The organism is Streptomyces sp. NPDC059850 (assembly GCF_042731515.1).
In the GTDB taxonomy this organism is placed as follows: Bacteria; Actinomycetota; Actinomycetes; order Streptomycetales; family Streptomycetaceae; genus Streptomyces.
The window spans coordinates 368096-390394 of the sequence record NZ_JBHWJI010000001.1 but is presented as its reverse complement, the minus strand read 5'-3'; the positions used below and the strand labels follow the sequence as shown (position 1 = coordinate 390394).

Sequence of the window (22299 nt, the reverse complement as noted above, 5' to 3'; positions counted from 1 at the left end):
ACCGTGCGTACACGGTCCCGGCCCCTCGATCGTGGGAGCCGTCAGGCGGCCGTACGGTGACGGGCCTGCTCGGCGGGGTCCTTGCGGAAGGCCCACTTCATCTTCGGCTCCATCGCGAAGCGGAAGGCGCGCTGCACCGGCGGGGTGCACAGCACGGTGATGAGGGAGGCGGCGGCGACGGTGACGGTGATCTCACCCAGCGGCTTGTGCAGCCAGTCGATGTCGAACCAGCCCCAGAAGCGGGAGCCCTTGGCGAGGAAGCCGTGCAGCAGGTAGCCGTACAGCGTTCCGGCGCCCAGCACGGTGAACCACATGTTCCGCCGCGGCACCCAGGCGAAGAAGCACGCCACGAGGACCATCGAGCAGCCGAACATGGCCAGGGTCATCACCGGGCCGGTCCACGCCGGGGCGTGCAGCTCCTGGACGCTGTCGCGGTGGTAGAACCAGGCCGAGTTCATCCGGGGCGCCGCCCAGTAGGCGAACAGCAGCGCGCCGGCGAAGATCGGCACGGCCGCCATCCGCATCTTGGGGCCGCGCATCACCTGGAAGTGCTCGGGCTTCATGCACAGGCCGATGACGAAGAACGGCAGGAACTGCAGGACCCGCTGGAGGTCGAGGTCGTCGCCGATGTCGGGCGAGACGGACGCCAGGGTGGCGATCGCCAGCGACAGCGGGACCGGCCAGCGCACCAGCTTCCAGATCGGCGTCGTCAGCCGCCAGACGAACAGCGCGACCAGGAACCAGGTCAGGTACCAGGGGTCGAGCAGGCTGATCGGGTGGCTCGGGTCATCGTCGGCCCAGCGCTTGAAGAGGCTGTACGCGACCTCGAACAGCACGTAGGGCACCGCGACCCCGGTGATGAGCCGCTTGAGCCGGTCCGCCCGCATGTCGAAGCTGCGGGAGAAGAAGCCGGAGATGATGATGAAGGCCGGCATGTGGAAGGTGTACACGGTCATGTACAGGGCTTCCGCGGTGCGGCTCGTATCGGTGAGCGGCTCCCACGAGTGGGCCATCGCGACCAGGACGATCGCGAGGTACTTCGCGTTGTCGAAGAACGCGTCCCGCTGCTTCGGCTTCTGCCCGGCAGGGGCGCTGGCGGCGGGCGGAGTCGCCTGACGCCCTGCTTCTTCGCGCTGCGGCGTGGGGGGCGCTGCGGCCTCGGCCTCCCGGGCCGGAGGGAGCGGGGACCGCTGGGAACCGTGCGGGCGCAGGGAGTTGGTCACAGGCCCTCCCACCAGGAGCTGGGGGAGAGCACCCGGGACCGCACTGCGCGTGGGGGAGAGATGGCAGCGTGGAACATCTGAGGCACGATAGCGCCGAAACCTCTATTGCGTAAAACCTCGTCCAGGTCTTCCCCGGTAATACGGTTCACACTCCGGCTGATTGCCGACCGTTATCAAGTCGACATAGCGATCCGGATGTTCGATATGAGGACTCAGGCTGTCCGGTCTGTCGGGTTTCATCCCCCTTAAATGGTGCATATGCCCCTCAGGTGCCTCCGGTGGAATGTCTGATTCATGGAAATCGGAATTCCCTTCCGGGATATGCGATCAGGTCGAAAAATGATCCACGGAATTGTGGGGAGTGTCACCCGTGTCCGCCCGTGTAACGCATTCCCGGCGGGGTACCAAGCGGGTGGGTGTGGTGTGTACCGACGCAGGTAGTCGCCTCACCCTGCTGCTGTGGAGCGGTAGTTGATGGCACGATGGTTGCCAGCGGGGGTGTGCGGGGTCGCGTGCTTCCGGGGCCGGGTGAAGACATGAGCGACCGAGGAGCTTGATCAGCTGTGGTCATTTCCCTGTCATTGGTGGTGCTGGTGGGGATCATCCTCGTACTGATGATCCGCGCGGGGAAGATGAAGGCGGGACCGGCGCTCGTCGCCGCCCTCTTCGGCTTCCTCTTGGCCTCTTCCGATCTGGCGCCGAACATTCAGGACTTCCTCGACTCGGTCGCCAGCTCCATCAGCGACATCAACCTCTGATCGAGCGCCGCTCGACCGGTCCGCATACGCCGACTGATCCGTTGGTCCGTATACGCCGACGGCCCGGCGCCGGGGATCTCCCCGGGGCCGGGCCGTCGTACGTCATGGAGCGGGCGACGGGAATCGAACCCGCGTAGCCAGTTTGGAAGACTGGGGCTCTACCATTGAGCTACGCCCGCACGCGCCGCCCAGGTGGGATCACCTGTGGCCGCGGCACGGGAAGCATCGTAGCGGGTCCGGGGCCTCTCCCGCACACCCTTGCCCACCGGTGGAATAACGGGGGGCCGGGGCGTCCGCGGCCATGTACCCTACGTGTCGCACCGACGGGGTGTGGCGCAGCTTGGTAGCGCGTCCGCTTTGGGAGCGGAAGGTCGTCGGTTCGAATCCGGCCACCCCGACCATCCACAGGCGTCAAGATCGCGTTGTGGGCCGCGTCATGCTTGCGGTTACTATGCAAGCTGCGCGTCTGTGTCTTTCTTTACCGGGCGCGATCCGCTGCGAAGCATCAGTGCGAGGCAGCAGAACACCACACGTCAGCCCCAAGGAGACCGAACCGTGAAGAGCGCCGTGGAGAACCTGAACCCGACCCGGGTTCGGCTCACTGTCGAGGTGCCCTTCGAGGAGCTCAAGCCCAGCCTCGACGCGGCGTACAAGAAGATCAACCAGCAGGTCACGGTGCCAGGCTTCCGCAAGGGCAAGATCCCGGCGCGCATCATCGACCAGCGTTTCGGCCGCGGTGCGGTGCTGGAGGAGGCCGTCAACGACGCCCTCCCGAAGTTCTACACCGAAGCGGTCAACGAGGGTGAGCTGAACCCGCTCGGACAGCCCGAGGTCGACATCACCGAGCTCAAGGACAACGAGCTGCTGACGTTCACCGCCGAGGTGGACATCCGCCCGACGGTCGAGATCCCGGACTACTCCGGCATCGAGGTCACCGTCGACTCGGTCGAGGTCTCGGACGAGGACATCGACAAGTCGGTCGAGCAGCTGCGCGACCGCTTCGCCACCACCAGCCCCGTCGAGCGCGCCGCCGCCGAAGGCGACATCGTCGTCATCGACCTGGAGGCCAAGGTCGACGGCGAGGTGCTGGAGGACGGTGTCGCCGAGGGCGTCACCTACACCATCGGCTCCGGTGAGCTGCTCGATGGCATCGACGAGGCCGTGACCGGCCTGGAGGCCGGTGGCACCGCCACCTTCACCTCCGAGCTGAAGGGCGGCTCCGCGCAGGGCAACGAGGCCGAGGTCTCCGTCAAGGTGAACGAGGTCAAGGCCCGGGAGCTGCCCGAGCTGGACGACGACTTCGCCCAGCTGGCCAGCGAGTTCGACACCCTCGAGGAGCTGCGCGCGGACAGCCGCAAGCGCCTGGAGCAGTCGAAGAAGTACGAGCAGGCCACCCAGGCCCAGGAGAAGGTGCTCGAAGCCCTCCTGGAGCTGGTCGAGGTCCCGATCCCCGAGAAGCTGCTCGAGGACGAGATCCAGACCCGGAAGCACAACCTGGAGCACCACCAGCTCGGCCAGATGGGCCTGAACCTGGACTCCTACCTGGAGCTTCAGGGCAAGTCCGCCGAGGAGTTCGACGCCGAGCTCAAGGAGCAGGCGGAGAAGGGCATCCGGACCCAGTTCGTCCTCGACGAGCTGGTCAACAAGGAGCAGCTGTCCGTCGGCCAGGAAGAGCTGACCGAGCACCTGATGCGCCGTGCGCAGTCCTCCGGCATGAGCCCTGACCAGTTCGCCCAGCAGGTCGTCGAGGGCGGCCAGGTGCCGATGCTCGTCGGCGAGGTCGCGCGCGGCAAGGCGCTCGCGGTCGTGGTCGAGGCCGCCAAGGTCGTGGACGACAAGGGCGAGACCGTCGACCTGGACGACGAGGACGAGACCGCCGAGACGGTCGAGGGCACCGAGGCCACCGAGGCCGTGGAGGCGGACGAGAAGACCGCCGACGCCGCCGAGGCCGCCGCCGAGGCTCCCGAGCAGGAGAAGGCGCAGGAGAAGGCCGAGGGCTGATCCTCGCCGCTCCACAGCCCGTACGAACGGGCCCGAACGTCTGCACGCGTCCGGGCCCGTTCGTGTTCCGCGAAGTCTTCCGCACGCCTTCCGTGAAGCGCGCTTGCCTGAAGGCCGCTTCCCCGAAGTCCGCGGAGGCCGTGGAACCTGCGCTCAGAGCGAACAGTTCCTGATGCGGGATGGCGGCCGCCGACCAGCGCGTTAGGGTCCGTAGATACGAGGGCAGGGAGTCTCGCAGGCCCGCCGGATCGCACCGGCCGGCCCGTCCCGAGCCCAGAAGAAGACGCTGAGACGGCCAGTCGCCGTCAGAGACGAGCAGGTGGATACGTGACGAATACGATGCCTTCCGCCGCCGGCGAGCCGACCGGCGGTGGCCTCGGCGACCAGGTCTACAACCGGCTGCTCGGTGAGCGGATCATCTTCCTCGGCCAGCCGGTCGACGACGAAATCGCCAACAAGATCACCGCGCAGCTGCTCCTGCTCGCCGCGGACCCGGACAAGGACATCAACCTCTACATCAACTCTCCGGGTGGCTCGATCTCGGCGGGCATGGCGATCTACGACACCATGCAGTTCATCCCGAACGACGTCGTCACCATCGCCATGGGTCTCGCCGCCTCGATGGGCCAGTTCCTGCTGAGCGCGGGCACCCCCGGCAAGCGGTTCGCGCTGCCGAACGCCGAGATCCTGATCCACCAGCCGTCCGCTGGCCTGGCCGGTTCGGCCTCGGACATCAAGATCCACGCCGAGCGGCTGCTGCACACCAAGAAGCGGATGGCCGAGCTGACCGCGTTCCACACCGGTCAGACCGTTGAGCAGATCACCCGCGACTCCGACCGCGACCGCTGGTTCTCCGCCGAGGAGGCCAAGGCGTACGGCCTGGTCGACGACGTCATGGCCTCGGCCTCGGGCGTTCCGGGCGGGGGCGGCACCGGGGCCTGAGCCCCGCCGTCCCGTAGCCGACCTCCAGCCCTTTGATCGCCACAGGATGGTGAACACCCAGATGAACAACTTTCCCGGCAGCGGCCTCTACGACGGCCCGATGGCCGAATCGCGCTATGTCGTCCCGCGCTTCGTCGAGCGCACCTCCCAGGGTGTCCGGGAGTACGACCCGTACGCGAAGCTCTTCGAAGAGCGCGTGATCTTCCTGGGCGTCCAGATCGACGACGCCTCGGCCAACGACGTCATGGCGCAGCTCCTGTGCCTGGAGTCGATGGACCCGGACCGCGACATCTCGGTCTACATCAACTCGCCCGGCGGCTCGTTCACCGCGCTGACCGCCATTTACGACACGATGCAGTTCGTCAAGCCCGATATCCAGACGGTCTGCATGGGCCAGGCGGCGTCCGCCGCGGCCGTGCTGCTCGCCGCCGGTACCCCCGGCAAGCGGATGGCACTGCCCAATGCCCGTATCCTGATCCACCAGCCGTACAGCGAGACCGGCCGGGGCCAGGTCTCCGACCTGGAGATCGCGGCCAACGAGATCCTCCGGATGCGGTCGCAGCTGGAGGAGATGCTGGCCAAGCACTCCACCACGCCGATCGAGAAGATCCGCGACGACATCGAGCGGGACAAGATCCTGACCGCCGAGGAGTCGCTGGAGTACGGTCTGGTCGACCAGATCGTCTCGACCCGTAAGACCTCGGTCGGCCTGGGCTGAAGCCCGGGTCACCCGGCGCCCCTTGGACCGAGTCGGTCCAAGGGGGGCCCGAACCGGGGGCCCGGCAAGGTACCGTCATAGAGGGCTGGGGGCCGGCCCCGGAAACATCAAGCGGAAAGCTCGCAGCGCAAGCACCCGGTTCCGCGGAGCAAAGCGGATCCAAGGCGAAGGGGAAGCACCTCGTGGCACGCATCGGTGACGGCGGCGACCTGCTCAAGTGCTCGTTCTGCGGGAAGAGCCAGAAGCAGGTGAAGAAGCTCATCGCGGGCCCTGGTGTGTACATCTGCGATGAATGCATCGATCTCTGCAACGAGATCATCGAGGAAGAGCTGGCCGAGACCTCGGAAGTGCGGTGGGAGGAACTCCCCAAGCCGCGTGAGATCTCCGAGTTCCTCGAGGGCTATGTGGTCGGCCAGGAGGCCGCCAAGAAGGCCCTGTCCGTCGCGGTGTACAACCACTACAAGCGGGTCCAGGCCGGTGAGAACGGCAGCCACAGCAAGGACGACGGCATCGAGTTGGCGAAGTCCAACATCCTGCTGCTCGGTCCGACGGGCTCCGGGAAGACCCTGCTCGCGCAGACGCTCGCCCGGATGCTCAACGTTCCCTTCGCCATCGCCGACGCCACCGCGCTCACCGAGGCGGGTTACGTCGGCGAGGACGTGGAGAACATCCTCCTCAAGCTGATCCAGGCCGCCGACTACGACGTCAAAAAGGCCGAGACGGGCATCATCTACATCGATGAGATCGACAAGGTGGCCCGCAAGAGCGAGAACCCCTCGATCACCCGTGACGTCTCCGGCGAGGGCGTGCAGCAGGCGCTGCTGAAGATCCTTGAGGGCACCACCGCCTCCGTCCCGCCGCAGGGCGGCCGGAAGCACCCGCACCAGGAATTCATCCAGATCGACACGACGAACGTGCTGTTCATCGTGGGCGGCGCCTTCGCCGGTCTGGAGAAGATCATCGAGTCGCGGGCCGGTGCCAAGGGCATCGGCTTCGGCGCCACGATCCGCTCCAAGCGCGAGATCGAGGCGAGCGACCAGTTCCAGGAGGTCATGCCGGAGGACCTGGTGAAGTTCGGGATGATCCCGGAGTTCATCGGCCGGCTCCCCGTCATCACCTCCGTCCACAACCTCGACCGCGAGGCGCTGCTGCAGATCCTGGTCGAGCCGCGGAACGCGCTCGTCAAGCAGTACCAGCGGCTCTTCGAACTCGACGGCGTGGAGCTGGACTTCGACCGGCCCGCCCTGGAGGCCATCGCCGACCAGGCGATCCTGCGCGGCACCGGCGCGCGCGGCCTGCGCGCCATCATCGAAGAGGTCCTGATGTCGGCGATGTACGAGGTGCCGTCCCGCAAGGACGTGGCCCGCGTCGTCATCACCGAGGACGTCGTCCACTCGAACGTCAACCCGACGCTGGTGCCCCGCTCGCGCGGCACCGAGCCGGGTGAACGGCACGAGAAGAGCGCGTGAACGCCGCGTAGAGCGCATGCGAAGAGGGCCCGGGGAATCCCGGGCCCTCTTCGCGTCTCAGGCCGTCTGCGCGGCCCTCAGGCGGGCTTACGCGTGTCCTGGTAGATGCCCGCGGTCACCTTCGCGAAGGCTTCCATGTCGACGTCGGACGCGGAGGTGTTCTCCGCGTTGACGTCGAGCACCATCGCCGCGTCCGTCTCCTCCGCCCACGCGCACGCCGGGGCGTAGATCCGGTCGTACATCTTGACGACCTCGCAGTCTATGGCGGGGCCGTCCGAGCCCTCCGGCCGGAACGTCTCGCGCTTCTGCTCGACCGTCGGGGAGCCCTCGCCGTTCTCGAACCCCCGGAACATCCCGTCCCGGACCCGGTCGGGGTCGTTGATCTCCCCGTACATGCCGGAGAACGCGAGCCCCGAGTTCTCGTCGTCGGCGCGCAGGTACTGGCCGAGGACCGAGGTCGCGCCCTTCGGCATGCTGTCCTGCACGCTGGTGCCCTCGTCCTTCAGCGCGTCGGTGCCCTTGGCCAGGGTGTACGTGCCGTTGTCGAGCGTCTTCGGCGTGACGAGCCGTATCGCCTCCGGACCGCTGTCGCCCCCGCCCGACAGCACCACCGCACCGGTGACGATCGCCCCCACCACCACGAGCCCCGCCGCCGACATCGCGATGATCTTGGTGCGATTGCGGCCCGGCGGTGGTCCGGGCGGCGCCGGGTACCCCGGCTGCGGGGGCTGTCCGTAGGGCCCCGCCTGCTGCGGATAGCCGTAACCCGGCTGGGGCGCCTGCGGATAGCCGTAACCCGGGGGCTGGGCGTACGGATTGGGCTGCGCGCCCCCGTACGGGCCGGGCCCGCCGCCGTAGGGACCGCCGCCGTAGGGACCGGGCGGCGGTGGTGGCTGGTTGTGGCTCATGGGTGTGGGGGTATCCCTCCGGACGGTGGGCGGTGCGGGGACGGGGGCGGCGCGGAGCCGCTACTTGGGGATCTCGACGCGGACGTCCTTGCGGAGCTTCGCGACGACGTCCCCGGCCTGGTCGAGCGACATGTCCCCGCCGGAGAGCATGGCGGCGGCGTCGGTCAAGGTCACGAAGGCGACTGTGCTGTGGTCGCCCCACATGCAGATCGGAACGGTGAAGCTCTTGCCGCCCACGCCACTCGCGCTGGCGCCGGAACCAAGGGTGATCTTGGCCTTCTGGCACTTGACGATGGCGTCGTCCGTCCCGGCGGGAGTCACCTTCTCGGGGCTGCCGACGAGTTCGGCCTTCTCGCCGCTGCTGCCGGTCGAGTCCTTGGTGGCCTCGTTCGCGATCTTCGAGAAGGCTCCGTCGACGACCGCCTCGGGGTCCTCCACCTCGCCCCAGACGCCCTTGAACTGCAGCTGCTTCTGGGTCATCCCGGACCCGGCCCGGTAGGTCGCACCCGTGCCCTTCGGGTCCTGCACGCCGAACTTCTCGAAGTCACTGGTGTCGCTGGAGGACATCGAGTCCTCGCTGCCTGCCTGCTTGGTGTACTCGGTGACGACCGTCTCCGGGGTGGTGATCTTGTACCGCTTGCCGTCATCGGCGACGTCGCCGCCGCTGTCGCCCCCGCTGAACACCATGACGCCGCCGATCACCGCGGCCACCACGACCACCGCGCCGATGGCGATCGCCAGGCCCTTCTTCTTGCCGCCGTCCTGGCCCGGGCCCGGCTGGTACGGCCCCGGCATGCCCGGCTGGCCGTACGGCTGCTGGCCATAGGGCTGCTGACCGTACGGCTGCTGCGGCTGGCCGGGCTGCTGCGGGTGACCGTAGCCGGGCTGCTGCGGCTGACCGTACGGGCCGGGCTGCTGGGGCGGCTGCTGCGGGTAGCCGTAACCGGGCTGGCCGGCGGCACCGCCTTGTCCGTAGGGACCAGGCTGCTGGGGCTGCTGGCCGTAGGGGCCCGGCTGGTTGTAGCTCATCTTTTCCCTCGTTAGGTTGTGCTGTTGGAGCTAGTTGTGGCTATTTGTCGATCTCGACGCGTGCGTCCTCGCGCACCTTGGCGGTCAGCCCCGCGGCGTCCTTCAGCGACATGCTGCCGCCGAGAACGGCCCCCGCCGGGTCCGCCAGCACCGCGACGCCCAGAGTGCTCTTGTCGCCCCAGACGCAGGCGGGTGCCTCCATGGATCCCTGATCCGACGTGAACTTCAGGGACTGGCACTTCATGACGTCCCCGTCGAAGCCGTCCGGCGAGAACTCCTGGGGCGTGCCGCTCGCTTGGGCCGTGCCGTTGTCCTGGAGCGCCTTGACGATGACCGCCAGGGCGAGGTCCGCGCCCCGCTTCGGGTCGGTCACCTCGCCCCAGACCCCGGTGAACTTCAGCATCTCCTTGCCGTCGGTCTGGTAGTCGGCCGCCACCAGGTGCGGGTCCTTGACCACCGGGACCTGCTGGAGGTCCTTCTTGCCCGCCGCCGACAGATCGCCGTCGTCCGTGCCGCTGCCCTGGCGCTGGTACTCCTCGGCGACCGTCTTCGGGGTCGTGAGCTTGTACGGGCCGCTGTCGCCGCCGAACAGCAGGAACGCCCCCGCCGTCAGCGCGCCCACGACCACCAGCGCGCCCACCGCCAGGCCGACGGTCCGGCCCTTGCCGCGGCCACCGGGCGCGGCGGGCGGCGGCGTCGGCTGGCCGCCGTAGAAACCCTGCTGCGGGCCCTGCGGGGCCTGCGGGGGCTGCTGGCCGTAGGGGTTGGCCGGGGCGCCGCCGTACGGGCTGCCGCCGCTGTACGGGTTGGGGCCCGCGTAACCGCCCTGCTGTCCCGGCTGCTGTCCCGGCTGCGGGTGACCGTAGCCGCCGGGCTGCGCGTACGGATTCGGCACTGGCGGCTGGCCGGCGCCGTGAGGGCCCGGCTGTCCCCCGTAGGGACCGGGCTGCGGCGGCGGCTGCTGATAGCTCATCGTGCCTCTCCTAGAAGCGCATGACAGGTCCCGAACATCCTTCCCGACGCGCCTCGGCGGCGTTGCGGCGGGGCCGCAACGGGTTCGTAACGGAGTCCGGGCGCCCTTTAGACTGCGGGGGTGACCGAGAACTCTCAGCAGCGCCCCGACAGCGGGCCGAACAGCCACCCTGAACTGCCGACCCAGTACGCGCCGGCCGACGTAGAGGGGCAGCTGTACGAGCGCTGGGTAGAGCGCGGTTACTTCGAGGCGGACGCCAAGAGCGGCAAAGAGCCGTACACGATCGTCATCCCGCCGCCCAATGTGACCGGATCGCTCCACCTGGGCCACGCCTTCGAGCACACGCTCATCGACGCGCTCACCCGCCGCAAGCGGATGCAGGGCTACGAGACGCTGTGGCAGCCGGGCATGGACCACGCCGGTATCGCCACCCAGAACGTGGTCGAGCGCGAGCTGGCCAAGGAGGGCGCCTCCCGGCACGACCTGGGCCGCGAGGCGTTCATCGAGCGCGTGTGGCAGTGGAAGAACGAGTCCGGCGGGCAGATCTCCGGCCAGATGCGGCGGCTGGGCGACGGCGTCGCCTGGGATCGCGAGCGGTTCACCATGGACGACGGGCTGTCCAAGTCCGTCCAGACCATCTTCAAGAAGCTCTACGACGATGAGCTGATCTACCGCGCCGAGCGCATCATCAATTGGTGCCCCCGCTGTCTCACGGCCATCTCCGACATCGAGGTGGAGTACCAGGACGACGACGGCGAGCTGGTCTCGATCCGGTACGGCGAGGGCGACGACTCGATCGTCGTCGCCACGACCCGCGCCGAGACGATGCTCGGCGACACCGCGGTCGCCGTCCACCCCGACGACGAGCGCTACCGGCACCTGGTCGGCACCGAGATCGAGCTGCCGCTCACCGGCCGCCGTATCCCGGTCGTCGCCGACGAGCACGTCGACCCGGAGTTCGGCACCGGCGCGGTCAAGGTCACCCCGGCCCACGACCCGAACGACTTCGAGATCGGGCAGCGCCACGGCCTGCCGAACCTCGCCGTCATGGACGAGCACGCGATCATCACCGCGCACGGCCCCTTCCAGGGCCTGGACCGGCTGGAGGCGCGCAGCGCCATCGTCGGCGCGCTGCGCGCCGAGGGCCGGATCGTGGCCGAGAAGCGCCCGTACACCCACTCCGTGGGCCACTGCTCGCGCTGCAAGACCACGATCGAGCCGCGGCTGTCCATGCAGTGGTGGGTCAAGGTCGGCCCGCTGGCCAAGGAGGCGGGCGACGCCGTCCGCGACGGCCGGGTCAAGATCCACCCCGAGGACATGTCGAAGCGCTACTTCGACTGGGTCGACAACCTCCACGACTGGTGCATCTCGCGCCAGCTGTGGTGGGGCCACCGGATCCCGGTCTGGTACGGGCCGAACGGCGAGGTCGTCTGCGTCGGACCGGACGAGGAGCCTCCGGGCGGCGAGGGCTGGCGCCAGGACAGCGATGTCCTGGACACCTGGTTCTCCTCCGGCCTGTGGCCGTTCTCCACGCTGGGCTGGCCGGAGCAGACCGACAGCCTGGCGAAGTTCTATCCGAACTCGGTGCTGGTCACCGGCTACGACATCCTCTTCTTCTGGGTCGCCCGGATGATGATGTTCGGCCTGTACGCGATGGACGGCACCCCGCCGTTCCACACCATCGCCCTGCACGGGATGGTCCGCGACCAGTTCGGCAAGAAGATGTCCAAGTCCTTCGGGAACGCGGTCAATCCGCTGGACTGGATGGACGCCTACGGCTCCGACGCCGTCCGCTTCACCCTCGCCCGCGGTGCCAACCCCGGGGTGGACGTGCCGATCGGCGAGGACTGGGTCCAGGCGTCCCGTAACTTCGCCAACAAGATCTGGAACGCGACCCGCTTCGCGCTGATGAACGGCGCGACGGTCGAGGGTGAACTGCCCGCCCCCGAGCGGCAGTCGGCCACCGACCGCTGGATCCTGTCCCGGCTCAACGAGGTCGTCGCGGACGTCGACGCGTTCTACGACGACTACCAGTTCGCGAAGCTCTCGGACACGCTCTTCCACTTCGCGTGGGACGAGGTCTTCGACTGGTACGTCGAGCTGTCCAAGACCACCTTCCAGAAGGGCGGCCCGGAGGCCGACGCCTCGCGGCGCGTCCTCGGTGAGGTCCTGGACGTCACGCTGCGGCTGCTGCACCCCGTGGTCCCGTTCGTCACCGAGAAGCTGTGGACCGCGCTCACCGGCCAGGAGTCGGTCGTCATCGCCGACTGGCCGAAGGACAGCGGCTTCCGCGACGAGGCGGCCGAGCGGGAGATCGAGAACCTTCAGCAGGTGGTCACCGAGGTCCGCCGGTTCCGCGCCGACCAGGGCCTCCAGCCCGGCCAGAAGGTTCCGGCCCGGCTCGAACTGTCCGGTACGTCGCTCGCGGCGCACGAGGACGCGATGCGCTCCCTGCTGCGCCTCCAGCCCGCCGGGGACGACTTCACCGCCACCGCCTCGCTGCCGGTGGCGGGCGCGACCGTGGCCCTGGACCTGTCCGGCGCGATCGACGTCGAGGCCGAGCGCAAGCGGCTGGCCAAGGACCTCGCCGCGGCCGAGAAGGACAAGGCGCAGACCACGGCCAAGCTGTCCAACGACGGGTTCCTGGCCAAGGCGCCCGACCACGTGGTGGAGAAGATCCGGGCCCGGCAGTCGACCGCCGAGGCCGACATCGCCAGGATCACCGCGCAGTTGGCGTCCCTGCCCCAGGCCTGACCCCAGGGCTGACCCTGGGCTGGTACCGAGCGCTCCCGCCCTTCCCGGCGGGGGCGCTCCGTGCTTCCCGGAGTGCCCCGGTCCGGTGTGCGATGTCCCACAGTGGGCCCGCGGGAGGCCATCCGTGCGCCTGGCCGGGAACCCATGGTCGCCGTCCGGGAGTTATCCACCCGTACGTCCCGGAAGGAGTTCCCCCCTCCCATGAACAAACCGCTGCGGCGCGCCTCGGTCTTCTCCCTGCTGCTGGTGCTGGCCCTGCTCGGCTGGGTCACCTATGTCCAGGTGGTGGAGGGCCCCGGCTTCCGGGACGACTCCCACAACCAGCGGACGTCCATCAGCCAGTACGCCAACCCGCTGGGCAACATCATGGCCGGTGGGAAGCCCATCACCGGCTCCACCGCCACCTCCGGCGATCTGAAGTTCAAGCGGACCTACCACGATGGGAAGGTCTACGCCCCGGTCACCGGCTATGCCTCGCAGTCGTACGGCAGCAACCAGCTGGAGGCCCTGGACCGGTCGGTGCTCGACGGATCCGACTCCCGGCTGAAGAACCCCCTTGAGGCGCTGACCCGGGAGCCGTCCAAGCCGGGCGACGTGATGACCACGATCGACCCGGCCGTGCAGAAGGCCGCGTACAAGGGGCTGGGGAACAACACCGGCGCGGCCGTGGCGATCGACCCGGAGACCGGCGCGGTGCGCGCCCTGGCCAGCACGCCTTCGTACAACCCGGCCGCCTTCGCCGGGTCCGACACCTCGGACCAGAAGGAGTGGCTGAAGCTGACCAAGGACAAGGATCAGCCGATGCTGAACCGGGCGCTGCGTCAGACGTATCCGCCGGGGTCGGCCTTCAAGCTGGTGGTCGCGGCGGCCGCCCTGGAGGACGGGCTGTATCCGTCGGTGGACGAGCCGACCAAGAGCCCGGACCCGTACCGGCTGCCGGGCACGGTCACCGACATGAAGAACGAGAACGCGTCGGCGCCCTGTAAGAACGCGACGATCCGCACGGCCTTGCAGTACTCGTGCAATACGGTCTTCGCGAAGCTGGCCGTGGACCTGGGCGAGGACAAGCTGGGGGACGAGGCCAAGAAGCTGGGCTTCGACGACTCCAAGCTGGACATCCCGGTGCGCGCCGCGAAGAGCGTGTATCCGAGCGGGATGGACAAGTCCCAGACGGCGCTGACGGGCATGGGCCAGTTCGACGTGACCGCGACGCCGCTGCAGATGGCGATGGTCACCTCGGCCATCGCGGACGACGGCAAGCTGATGAAGCCGTACGAGGTGGACCGCACGACGGACGGCAACGCGACCGCGCTGGACCAGACCGACCCGGAGACCTTCACCCAGGCGATGTCGAAGTCCACGGCGGAGGAGCTGCGGTCGGCGATGCGGACGGTCGTGGAGAAGGGCACGGGCACCAACGCGCGGATACCCGGGATGCAGGTCGGCGGCAAGACCGGCACCGCGCAGCACGGCGAGAACAACAGCGGTAATCCGTTCGCGTGGTTCGTGAGTTACGCGGATGACGGCAGCGGCCACAAGATCGCGGTCGCGGTGGTGGTCGAGGACAGCGACGCCCCGCGCGCGGACATCTCCGGCGGCGGCCTGGCCGGGCCGATCGCCAAGTCGATGATGTCCGCCGCGGTGAAGAGCGGGGCGGCGTCCTGAGGGCTCCCTCCCGGGACCGCATGGGCGCTTCCGCGTCCTGCCAGGGGCGGCTCGTAGACTGGCTTCCGTGAGCGAGCGCCCCCAGAACGAACCGGACGAACAGAACGAACCCGATGATTTCGATGACATCGTCGGAGCCGAGACGGACCGTGACCCCGATCTGGCGGTGATCGAGGCCGGCAGCCGGACGCTGCGCGCGCAGTCGGGTCCGCCGGAGGGCGACGGCATTCCGGCCCGGCCCTCCGATCCCGAGGTGGACCGCAGGCTGCGCGAGGTGGAGGAGGAGCTGGCCACGCGGTGGGGCGAGACCAAGCTCGACCCCTCGCTGGTGCGCGTCGAGGCCCTGCTGGACATCCTCGGTTCGCCGCACCGCGCCTATCCCTCGATCCACATCACCGGGACGAACGGCAAGACCAGCACGGCCCGCATGATCGAAGCGCTGCTGGGCTCCTTCGAGCTGCGCACCGGCCGCTACACGAGCCCGCACGTGCAGTCCGTCACCGAGCGGATCAGCCTGGACGGGGCGCCGATCTCGGCCGAGCGCTTCATCGAGACCTACGAGGACATCGCGCCGTACATCCAGATGGTCGACGACCGGCAGGAGTACCGGCTGTCGTTCTTCGAGGTGCTCACCGGCATGGCGTACGCGGCCTTCGCGGACGCCCCGGTGGACATCGCGGTCGTCGAGGTCGGCATGGGCGGCACCTGGGACGCCACCAATGTGATCGACGCGGACGTCGCGGTGATCATGCCGATCTCCCTGGACCACACCGACCGGCTCGGCACCACTCCGGCGGAGATCGCGGCCGAGAAGTCCGGGATAGTGAAGCAGGACGCCACGGTGGTGCTCGCGCAGCAGCCCGTGGAGGCCGCGTCCGTGGTGCTCAAGCGCGCCGTCGAGGTGGATGCCACGGTGGCCCGCGAGGGCATGGAGTTCGGGGTGGTCTCCCGCGAGGTGGCGGTCGGCGGCCAGCTGCTGACGCTGCGCGGCCTCGGCGGTGAGTACCCCGAGATCTTCCTCCCGCTGCACGGCGCCCACCAGGCGCACAACGCGGCGGTGGCGCTCTCGGCCGTCGAGGCGTTCTTCGGCGTCGGCTCCCAGCACGCCCGGCCGCTCGACCTGGACACCATCCGCTCCGCGTTCGCCTCCGTCAGCTCCCCGGGCCGGATGGAGGTGGTGCGCCGCAGTCCGACCGTGGTGCTGGACGCCGCGCACAACCCCGGCGGCGCCCGGGCGGCGGCCGAGGCGGTCACCGAGGCGTTCGACTTCAGTCGGCTGATCGGTGTGGTCGGGGCCAGCGACGGCAAGGACGTTCGTGGGCTATTGGAAGCCTTTGAGCCGATTTTCGCCGAAATCGTGGTGACCCGTAATTCCAGCCATCGCGCGATGGACGCCGATGAGTTGGCCGGGCTCGCCGTCGAGGTGTTCGGCTCCGAGCGGGTGCAGGTCGAGCCCCGGCTGGACGACGCCCTGGAGGCCGCGATCACCCTCGCCGAGGAGGAGGGCGAATACGCTGGTGCGGGGGTGCTGGTCACCGGGTCGGTCATCACGGTCGGCGAGGCCCGGCTGCTTCTGGGAAAGGGCTGAAATGCGGACGCTGTGCGCCTCCACTCTGATCGGTGAGTTCTTCGTGATCGGCTTCGCGGGGCTGGTCGCGATGAAGGTGTCCGGCCTGTCGATGGGGACCGTGTGGACGGTCTGCGGTATCGCCATGGCACTGTGTGTACTGCTGTGCGGGATGCTGAGCCGTCCCGGGGCGGTGCAGATCGGCTGGGCCCTGCAGATCGGACTGGTGCTGAGCGGCTTCGTCGTGACCACCATGTTCATCCTCGGCGTGGTGTTCGCCGCGCTGTGGTGGGCCTCGGTCCACTTCGGCCGGAAGGTCGACCAGGCGAAGGAGCGGTTCGCCGCGGCCTCCGCCGCCTCGCCTGACGCTGCGTGACGTGGGCGACGATCACCCATGTAGCCTCAGCCGCACAGCTTCACCCGCATGCCACTTTTTCCATGTCACTGCCAAAGGAGCCCGCACCGTGAGCCAGCGCACGCTCGTCCTTCTCAAGCCCGACGCCGTACGACGTGGTCTGGTGGGCGAGATTCTCGGCCGGATCGAGCAGAAGGCGGGCTGGACGATCTCCGCCCTGGAGCTGCGCCAGCTGGGCCGTGAGCTTCTGGAGCAGCACTACGCGGAGCACGTCGGCAAGCCCTTTTACGAGCCCCTGGTGGAGTTCATGTCCTCCGGCCCGGTCGTGGCGCTGGTCGTCGAGGGCGAGCGCGTGATCGAGGGCGTCCGGGCGCTGGCCGGGCCGACCGACCCGATCGCCGCGGCGCCCGGTTCCATCCGTGGCGATTTCGGCACCATCGTTCGGGAAAATCTGATCCATGCCTCGGACTCCGAAGAGTCGTCCGAGCGGGAAATCAAGATTTTCTTTCCCGGTCTCGCCTGATCTCGCCTGATCTTGTCCTGATCGATCATCAGCTGGTCACACCCCTGCTGACCTGGGGGCGGTCGAATTTATCGGCCGCCTCTTGGCATATGCGAGCCGATCGGGGGAACGCATCTCCGCGACACGACGTCACCATTAGAGGGGGCGGGCTCGTGTTCTGCTGACAATGGCGGAGGACCCCCGCAGCGTGTTCGCGCGGGCGTGACTACGATGAAGCTTCCGCGCCTCGCAGCGCACCACATCCTGCCGACCTCAAGCAAGCAATCGCTCCAGCAGGGAAGGCCTGACGTATCCTCATGGGGAACAACATGTCGTTCATCGGCCGTGACATGGCTGTCGACCTCGGGACCGCCAACACGCTGGTGTACGTCAGGGGCCGCGGGATCGTCCTCAACGAGCCATCCGTCGTCGCCATCAACACCAACACCGGCGGAATTCTCGCCGTGGGCGCCGAGGCAAAGAAGATGATCGGCCGCACCCCTGGCAACATCGTCGCCGTGCGTCCGCTCAAGGACGGCGTTATCGCCGACTTCGAGATCACCGAGCGGATGCTGCGGTACTTCATTCTGAAGATCCATAAGCGCCGCTATCTGGCCCGTCCCCGGGTGGTCGTGTGCGTTCCGTCCGGTATCACCGGAGTCGAGCGCCGCGCCGTCATCGAGGCGTCCACGCAGGCGGGCGCCCGCCAGGTGCACATCATCGAAGAGCCCATGGCCGCGGCCATCGGCTCCGGGCTGCCGGTCCACGAGGCCACCGGCAACATGGTGGTGGACATCGGCGGCGGCACCACCGAGGTCGCCGTGATCTCGCTCGGCGGCATCGTCACCGCCCAGTCGATCCGGGTCGCCGGCGACGAGCTGGACAACGCGATCATCCAGCACATCAAGAAGGAGTACAGCCTCCTCCTTGGCGAGCGCACCGCCGAGAACATCAAGATCACGATCGGCTCCGCGTTCGAGAGCGAGGAAGAGGAGCACACCGAGATCCGCGGCCGTGACCTGGTCAGCGGGCTCCCCAAGACGGTCGTGATCTCCGCCGCCGAGGTCCGCAAGGCCATGGAGGAGCCGGTCAACTCGATCGTCGACGCGGTCAAGACCACGCTCGACAAGTGCCCGCCGGAGCTGTCCGGCGACGTCATGGACCGCGGCATCGTGCTCACCGGCGGCGGCGCGCTGCTCCGCGGCCTCGACGAGCGGCTCCGCCGCGAGACCGGCATGCCCATCCACATCGCCGAGGATCCGCTGGATTCGGTGGCGCTCGGCTCCGGTAAGTGCGTGGAGGAATTCGAGGCGCTCCAGCAGGTGCTGGACGCCCAGCCGCGCAGATGACAACCAGGCGGATCGGCCGTGCGGGCGGTGTGTCGCCCGTACGGCGCATCGGCGGATCCGCTGATATACAGGCATAAGGCTCCTTAAGGACCGGACGGCCACAACGAGATCGGGACCGGTCCGACTTCGACGAGGAAGGCACGTCGCCGCACGTGAGGGACACACGAGAGAGCCGGCTGCTCCTGGTGCTGCTGATCGCCATCGCGTTCGCACTGATCACGGTGGACATCCGCGGCGGCGAGGACTCGCCCCTCGACGGCGCCCGGCAGGGCGCCGCTTCCGCCTTCGGCCCGGTGGAGGACGGCGTCGCGCACGCCGTCGATCCCGTCGGTAACGCCGTGGCCGCCATCCGGGACTCCGACGCGCGGCACTCCCGGATCAGTCAACTGGAGCAGGAGAACACCAGACTCAGGCAGCGGCTCGGCAGCGACGACCGCAACCGCGCCCGGTCGGTGGAACTCGACAAGCTGCGCCGGGTCGCGGGCACCGGCCAGTACGGCATCAAGGGCGCCGAGGTCATCGGCATCGGCGCCGCCCAGGGCTTCTCCTGGACCGTCACCCTCGACATCGGCAGCGACGACGGCATCCAGCGCGACCAGACGGTCATCAACGGCGACGGACTCGTCGGCCGGGTCACCACGGTCGGCCCCTCCACCTCCACCGTGCTGCTCGCCATCGACCCCGACTTCACCGTCGGCACCCGGATGGAGAAGTCCAGCGAGCTGGGCTTCGCCACCGGCCGCGGCGACCGCTCCCTGCACGTCCAGCTCCTCAACGGCAAGGCGAAGATCAAGAAGGGCGACCGGCTGGTCACCTTCGGCTCCCAGGCGGACAAGCCGTTCGTGCCCGGCGTCCCGGTCGGCAAGGTGGTCCGCGTCGACCCCACCGGCGGCGACCTCACCCGCACTCTGCAGGTGCGCCCCTACGTCCGCTTCAGCAGGCTGGACATCGTCGGCGTGGTCGTCCAGCCGCCGCGCTCCAACCCGCGCGACACCGTGCTGCCGCCCAAGCCCGCGAAGCCCAAGCCGGCGCCCACGGTCACTGTCACGGCCACCCCCTCCGCCACCGCCACGAACCCGGCCAACAGGAGCTGACCGATGCTGCGCCTCAACCGTGTCGTCCTGTCGACCGTCCTCGTCGTCGTCGCCCTCGTCGTCCAGATCTGCGTCCTCGCCCGGCTGCAGCTGCCCGGTGCCGTCCCCGATCTGCTGCTGCTCGTCGTCCTCGGCCTCGCGCTGGTCTACGGCCACACCGGCGGCGCCCTGATCGGCTTCGGCGCCGGACTGCTCGCCGACCTCGCCCCGCCCGCCGACCACGCCGCCGGGCGCTATGCCCTGGTGCTGTGCGTCGTCGGCTATCTGGCGGGGCTCGCCAAGCCCGAGAGCGGCCAGCTCCGGTCGGCCACCGGGCCGATGGTGGTGGTCGTCGCGGCGGCCATCGGTGCCACCCTGCTGTACGCGGGGGTCGGCATCCTCGTCGGCGACGACGCGGCCCGCCATGTGGGCCTGGGCCAGCTGCTGTTCACGGCCGCCCTGTACGACCTGCTGCTGGCGCCCTTCACGGTGCCGCTGATCATGGGGCTGGCCAGACGCGGGGAGAACGACCGGATGGCCGACAGCTCCGGCGGCACCGGCACCGAGAGCGGCACCCGCTGGATCACCTCGGCGGGCAGCGTCCGGGCCGGGCGGATGAGCCGGTTCCGCCGCACCGGCCGGGCCGCCCGGTTCGGCGCCCAGGGCGGTGGCCTGCTGACGAAGGCGACGAAGCGGACCGGCCGGATCAAGGACGGCCGTATCAAGCTCAAGGGGGTCAAGCGCCTGTGAGCAGCCCCCTTCCGCCGAGCGCCGCCGTCCTCCGCCCGGCCGCCGCAGCCCTCCCGTCTCCCGCCTCCACCCTCAACGGAGCGCCATGAGCAATATCCCGGAGACCGGGCGGACTCCCCGGGTCACCGTCCGCCTCGTCGCCATCCAGATCATCGTCTTCTCGCTGCTGCTCACCCTCGGCGGACGTCTCTGGTACCTGCAGATCCGCAACGGCGACGAATACACCGAGAAGGCCGCCAACAACCACGTCCAGCAGGTCGTCCACCCGGCCGTCCGCGGCTCGATACTGGACGCCCGCGGAGTGCCCCTCGCCGACAACGAGACCCGGCTCGTCGTCTCCGCCAGCCGCACCGCGCTGATGAAGGAGCCGGACGACGGCGAGGCCGTCCTCACCCGGCTCGCGGGCGTCCTCCGCATGAAGCCCAAGGACGTCAAGGACAAGGTCCGGCTGTGCGACGCCGAGACCCCGCAGCCCTGCTGGAACGGCTCCCCGTACCAGCCCATCCCGATCACCGACGAGGCCAGCGCCAAGCAGGCGCTCCAGATCCGCGAGCGCGAAGAGGACTTCCCCGGGATCAGCGCCGAGCCCACCGCCGTCCGCCGCTACGCCGCCCCGGCCGGTTCCAACGCCGCCCAGGTGCTCGGCTACCTCTCGCCGGTCACCGACGAGCAGATCAAGAAGGCCGAGCACACCAAGTCGCCGCTGCTCCGCTCCGACCAGGTCGGCTCCAACGGGCTGGAGAGCGAGTACGACAGCAAGCTGCGCGGCAAGGCCGGGGTGACCCGCTACGAGGTCGACAACCTCGGCCGCGTCATCGGCCAGCGGGAGAGCCAGCGGGCCCGGCCCGGCGACAACGTCGTCACCAGCCTCGACTCACGCGTCCAGGCGGTCGCGGAGAAGGAGCTGGAGCAGGCGATGAAGGACGCCCGCAAGCAGTACGACCGGAACACCGGCACGAAGTACAAGGCGGACTCGGGCTCGGTCGTGGTCATGGAGGCCAAGACCGGCCGGGTGGTGGCGATGGCGTCCAACCCGTCGTACGACCCCAACGCCTGGGTCGGCGGCATCTCCGGCAAGGACTACAAGAAGCTCACCGGCAAGGACAGCAACTACCCGCTGCTGAACCGGGCGATCCAGGGCCAGGCGGCCCCCGGCTCGATCTTCAAGGTGATCCCGACGACCGCCGCGGTCAACGCCGGGTACGGGTTCGACGGGCCCTACGCCTGCACCAGCTCGTTCAACATCGGCGGCCAGGTCTTCAAGAACTTCGAGTCCGAGAACCACGGCGGCATCAGCCTCGGCCGCGCGCTGGAGGTCTCCTGCGACACCGTCTTCTACCGCCTCGCCTACGAGCAGTGGAAGAAGGACGGCGGCAACAAGCCCAAGAAGAACGCGGGGGACTGGTTCTACAAGACCGCCCACCAGTTCGGCCTCGGCAAGGAGACCGGCGTCGACCTCCCCAACGAGGTCAGCGGCCGGGTCCCGGACCGCCAGTGGAAGAAGGACTTCTGGAAGGCCAACAAGGACGCCTGGTGCAAGAACGGCAAGAAGGACGGCAGCTACACCCAGCGGCTCTCCTACGAGAACTGCCTCGAAGGCATGAAGATGCGCGCCGGTGACTCCGTCAACTACTCGATCGGCCAGGGCGACACCCTCGTCACCCCGATCCAGATGGCCACCATCTACGCGGCGATCAGCAACGGCGGCACGCTCTACGACCCGACCGTCGGCAAGGCGATCGTCAGCCCGGACGGCAAGCACATCCAGGAGATCAAGCCCACCTCGCACGGCAAGCTGCCGATGAAGGGCGACACGCACGAGCGGATCGACCAGGCGCTCGCGGGCGTCGCCACCCGGGGCACCGCCGCCTGGCGGTTCCAGGGCTGGCCGCAGGACAAGATCCCGATGCACGCCAAGACCGGTACCGCGGAGGTCTACGGCAAGCAGACCACCTCCTGGTTCGCGACGTACACCAAGGACTACTCGGTCGTCATGACGATCTCCCAGGGCGGCACCGGCTCCGGTGCCTCGGGCCCGGCCGTGCGCAAGATCTACAACGCGCTCTACGGGGTCGACGCCAAGGGCGGGATCAACGAGAAGAAGGCGCTGCTGCCCACGCCGCAGGCCGACCTCCCCAAGATCTCCTCCGACGGCTCGATCGAGGCCCAGCCGGTGGGCAAGCCGTTCGCCCTGCTGGGCGAGACCAGGCGGCGGGGAGGTGAGCGGCAGTGAGCGCCTCGACCCACGGCTACTCCGTCCCCC

18 protein-coding genes and 2 tRNA genes are annotated in these 22299 nt (G+C 68.8%); 15 read left to right on the top strand and 5 right to left on the bottom strand.

All coding sequences use genetic code 11. From position 1 onward, the window contains the following. Positions 1 to 41: 41 nt before the first annotated feature. Positions 42 to 1223 carry an acyltransferase family protein gene (locus ACFV9T_RS01900; RefSeq protein WP_385436111.1) on the bottom strand — a complete coding sequence of 394 codons (1182 nt, stop codon included), beginning with the start codon at positions 1221 to 1223 and terminating at the stop codon, positions 42 to 44. Positions 1224 to 1786: 563 nt separating this feature from the next. Between ACFV9T_RS01900 and ACFV9T_RS01895 the strand changes: the two genes are divergently transcribed. Then, positions 1787 to 1981: a hypothetical protein gene (locus tag ACFV9T_RS01895; protein WP_063734160.1), complete on the top strand. Its 195-nt coding sequence runs from the start codon at positions 1787 to 1789 to the stop codon at positions 1979 to 1981. A gap of 105 nt (positions 1982 to 2086) precedes the next feature. On the opposite strand, the gene ACFV9T_RS01890 is transcribed toward ACFV9T_RS01895, so the two are convergent. Then, positions 2087 to 2160 (bottom strand) — tRNA-Gly (locus ACFV9T_RS01890). A 145-nt stretch (positions 2161 to 2305) separates the two neighbouring features. Between ACFV9T_RS01890 and ACFV9T_RS01885 the strand changes: the two genes are divergently transcribed. The 5 genes from ACFV9T_RS01885 (at position 2306) to clpX (ending at position 7111) form a co-directional block, all read left to right on the top strand. After that, a tRNA-Pro gene (locus ACFV9T_RS01885) sits at positions 2306 to 2382 on the top strand. Between the two features lie 154 nt (positions 2383 to 2536). Continuing rightward, positions 2537 to 3982, top strand: coding sequence for a trigger factor (tig, locus tag ACFV9T_RS01880; RefSeq protein WP_385436110.1), 1446 nt, complete (start codon positions 2537 to 2539; stop codon positions 3980 to 3982). A 327-nt stretch (positions 3983 to 4309) separates the two neighbouring features. Further along, a complete protein-coding gene (locus ACFV9T_RS01875; RefSeq protein WP_385436109.1) occupies positions 4310 to 4924 on the top strand; it encodes an ATP-dependent Clp protease proteolytic subunit in 615 nt (204 codons plus the stop codon). Positions 4925 to 4985: 61 nt separating this feature from the next. Continuing rightward, the gene (locus tag ACFV9T_RS01870) at positions 4986 to 5642 is read left to right on the top strand and encodes an ATP-dependent Clp protease proteolytic subunit (RefSeq protein WP_039941924.1); all 657 of its coding nucleotides are present in this window, start codon (positions 4986 to 4988) and stop codon (positions 5640 to 5642) included. A gap of 182 nt (positions 5643 to 5824) precedes the next feature. After that, positions 5825 to 7111: an ATP-dependent Clp protease ATP-binding subunit ClpX gene (gene clpX / locus ACFV9T_RS01865; RefSeq protein WP_358617682.1), complete on the top strand. Its 1287-nt coding sequence runs from the start codon at positions 5825 to 5827 to the stop codon at positions 7109 to 7111. A gap of 77 nt (positions 7112 to 7188) precedes the next feature. On the opposite strand, the gene ACFV9T_RS01860 is transcribed toward clpX, so the two are convergent. From ACFV9T_RS01860 to ACFV9T_RS01850, 3 genes are read right to left on the bottom strand one after another with little or no spacing between them, the layout of a single operon-like run. Then, positions 7189 to 8019, bottom strand: coding sequence for a hypothetical protein (locus ACFV9T_RS01860; RefSeq protein ID WP_385436108.1), 831 nt, complete (start codon positions 8017 to 8019; stop codon positions 7189 to 7191). 60 nt (positions 8020 to 8079) lie between these two features. Continuing rightward, on the bottom strand, positions 8080 to 9048 hold the full coding sequence (locus ACFV9T_RS01855; RefSeq protein WP_385436107.1) for a hypothetical protein: 969 nt from the start codon (positions 9046 to 9048) through the stop codon (positions 8080 to 8082). A 40-nt stretch (positions 9049 to 9088) separates the two neighbouring features. After that, the gene (locus ACFV9T_RS01850; protein ID WP_385436106.1) at positions 9089 to 10021 is read right to left on the bottom strand and encodes a hypothetical protein; all 933 of its coding nucleotides are present in this window, start codon (positions 10019 to 10021) and stop codon (positions 9089 to 9091) included. 120 nt (positions 10022 to 10141) lie between these two features. Between ACFV9T_RS01850 and ACFV9T_RS01845 the strand changes: the two genes are divergently transcribed. From ACFV9T_RS01845 to mrdA, 9 genes are all read left to right on the top strand, one after another. Further along, on the top strand, positions 10142 to 12775 hold the full coding sequence (locus ACFV9T_RS01845; protein WP_385436105.1) for a valine--tRNA ligase: 2634 nt from the start codon (positions 10142 to 10144) through the stop codon (positions 12773 to 12775). Between the two features lie 201 nt (positions 12776 to 12976). Further along, entirely contained in the window at positions 12977 to 14440 is a 1464-nt protein-coding gene (locus tag ACFV9T_RS01840) for a peptidoglycan D,D-transpeptidase FtsI family protein (RefSeq protein ID WP_385436104.1), read from the top strand. A gap of 67 nt (positions 14441 to 14507) precedes the next feature. After that, on the top strand, positions 14508 to 16028 hold the full coding sequence (locus ACFV9T_RS01835; RefSeq protein ID WP_385436103.1) for a bifunctional folylpolyglutamate synthase/dihydrofolate synthase: 1521 nt from the start codon (positions 14508 to 14510) through the stop codon (positions 16026 to 16028). A gap of 1 nt (position 16029) precedes the next feature. Further along, positions 16030 to 16383, top strand: a complete 354-nt coding sequence (locus ACFV9T_RS01830) for a DUF4233 domain-containing protein (protein ID WP_385436102.1) — start codon at positions 16030 to 16032, stop codon at positions 16381 to 16383. 88 nt (positions 16384 to 16471) lie between these two features. Then, a complete protein-coding gene (ndk, locus tag ACFV9T_RS01825) occupies positions 16472 to 16885 on the top strand; it encodes a nucleoside-diphosphate kinase (protein ID WP_385436101.1) in 414 nt (137 codons plus the stop codon). Positions 16886 to 17193: 308 nt separating this feature from the next. Beyond that, positions 17194 to 18213, top strand: coding sequence for a rod shape-determining protein (locus ACFV9T_RS01820; RefSeq protein ID WP_039941926.1), 1020 nt, complete (start codon positions 17194 to 17196; stop codon positions 18211 to 18213). A gap of 152 nt (positions 18214 to 18365) precedes the next feature. Next, positions 18366 to 19307, top strand: a complete 942-nt coding sequence (gene mreC / locus ACFV9T_RS01815; protein ID WP_385436100.1) for a rod shape-determining protein MreC — start codon at positions 18366 to 18368, stop codon at positions 19305 to 19307. Between the two features lie 3 nt (positions 19308 to 19310). Next, positions 19311 to 20036, top strand: a complete 726-nt coding sequence (gene mreD / locus ACFV9T_RS01810; protein ID WP_385436099.1) for a rod shape-determining protein MreD — start codon at positions 19311 to 19313, stop codon at positions 20034 to 20036. Between the two features lie 85 nt (positions 20037 to 20121). Further along, positions 20122 to 22269, top strand: coding sequence for a penicillin-binding protein 2 (gene mrdA, locus ACFV9T_RS01805; protein ID WP_385436098.1), 2148 nt, complete (start codon positions 20122 to 20124; stop codon positions 22267 to 22269). Positions 22270 to 22299: the final 30 nt, after the last annotated feature.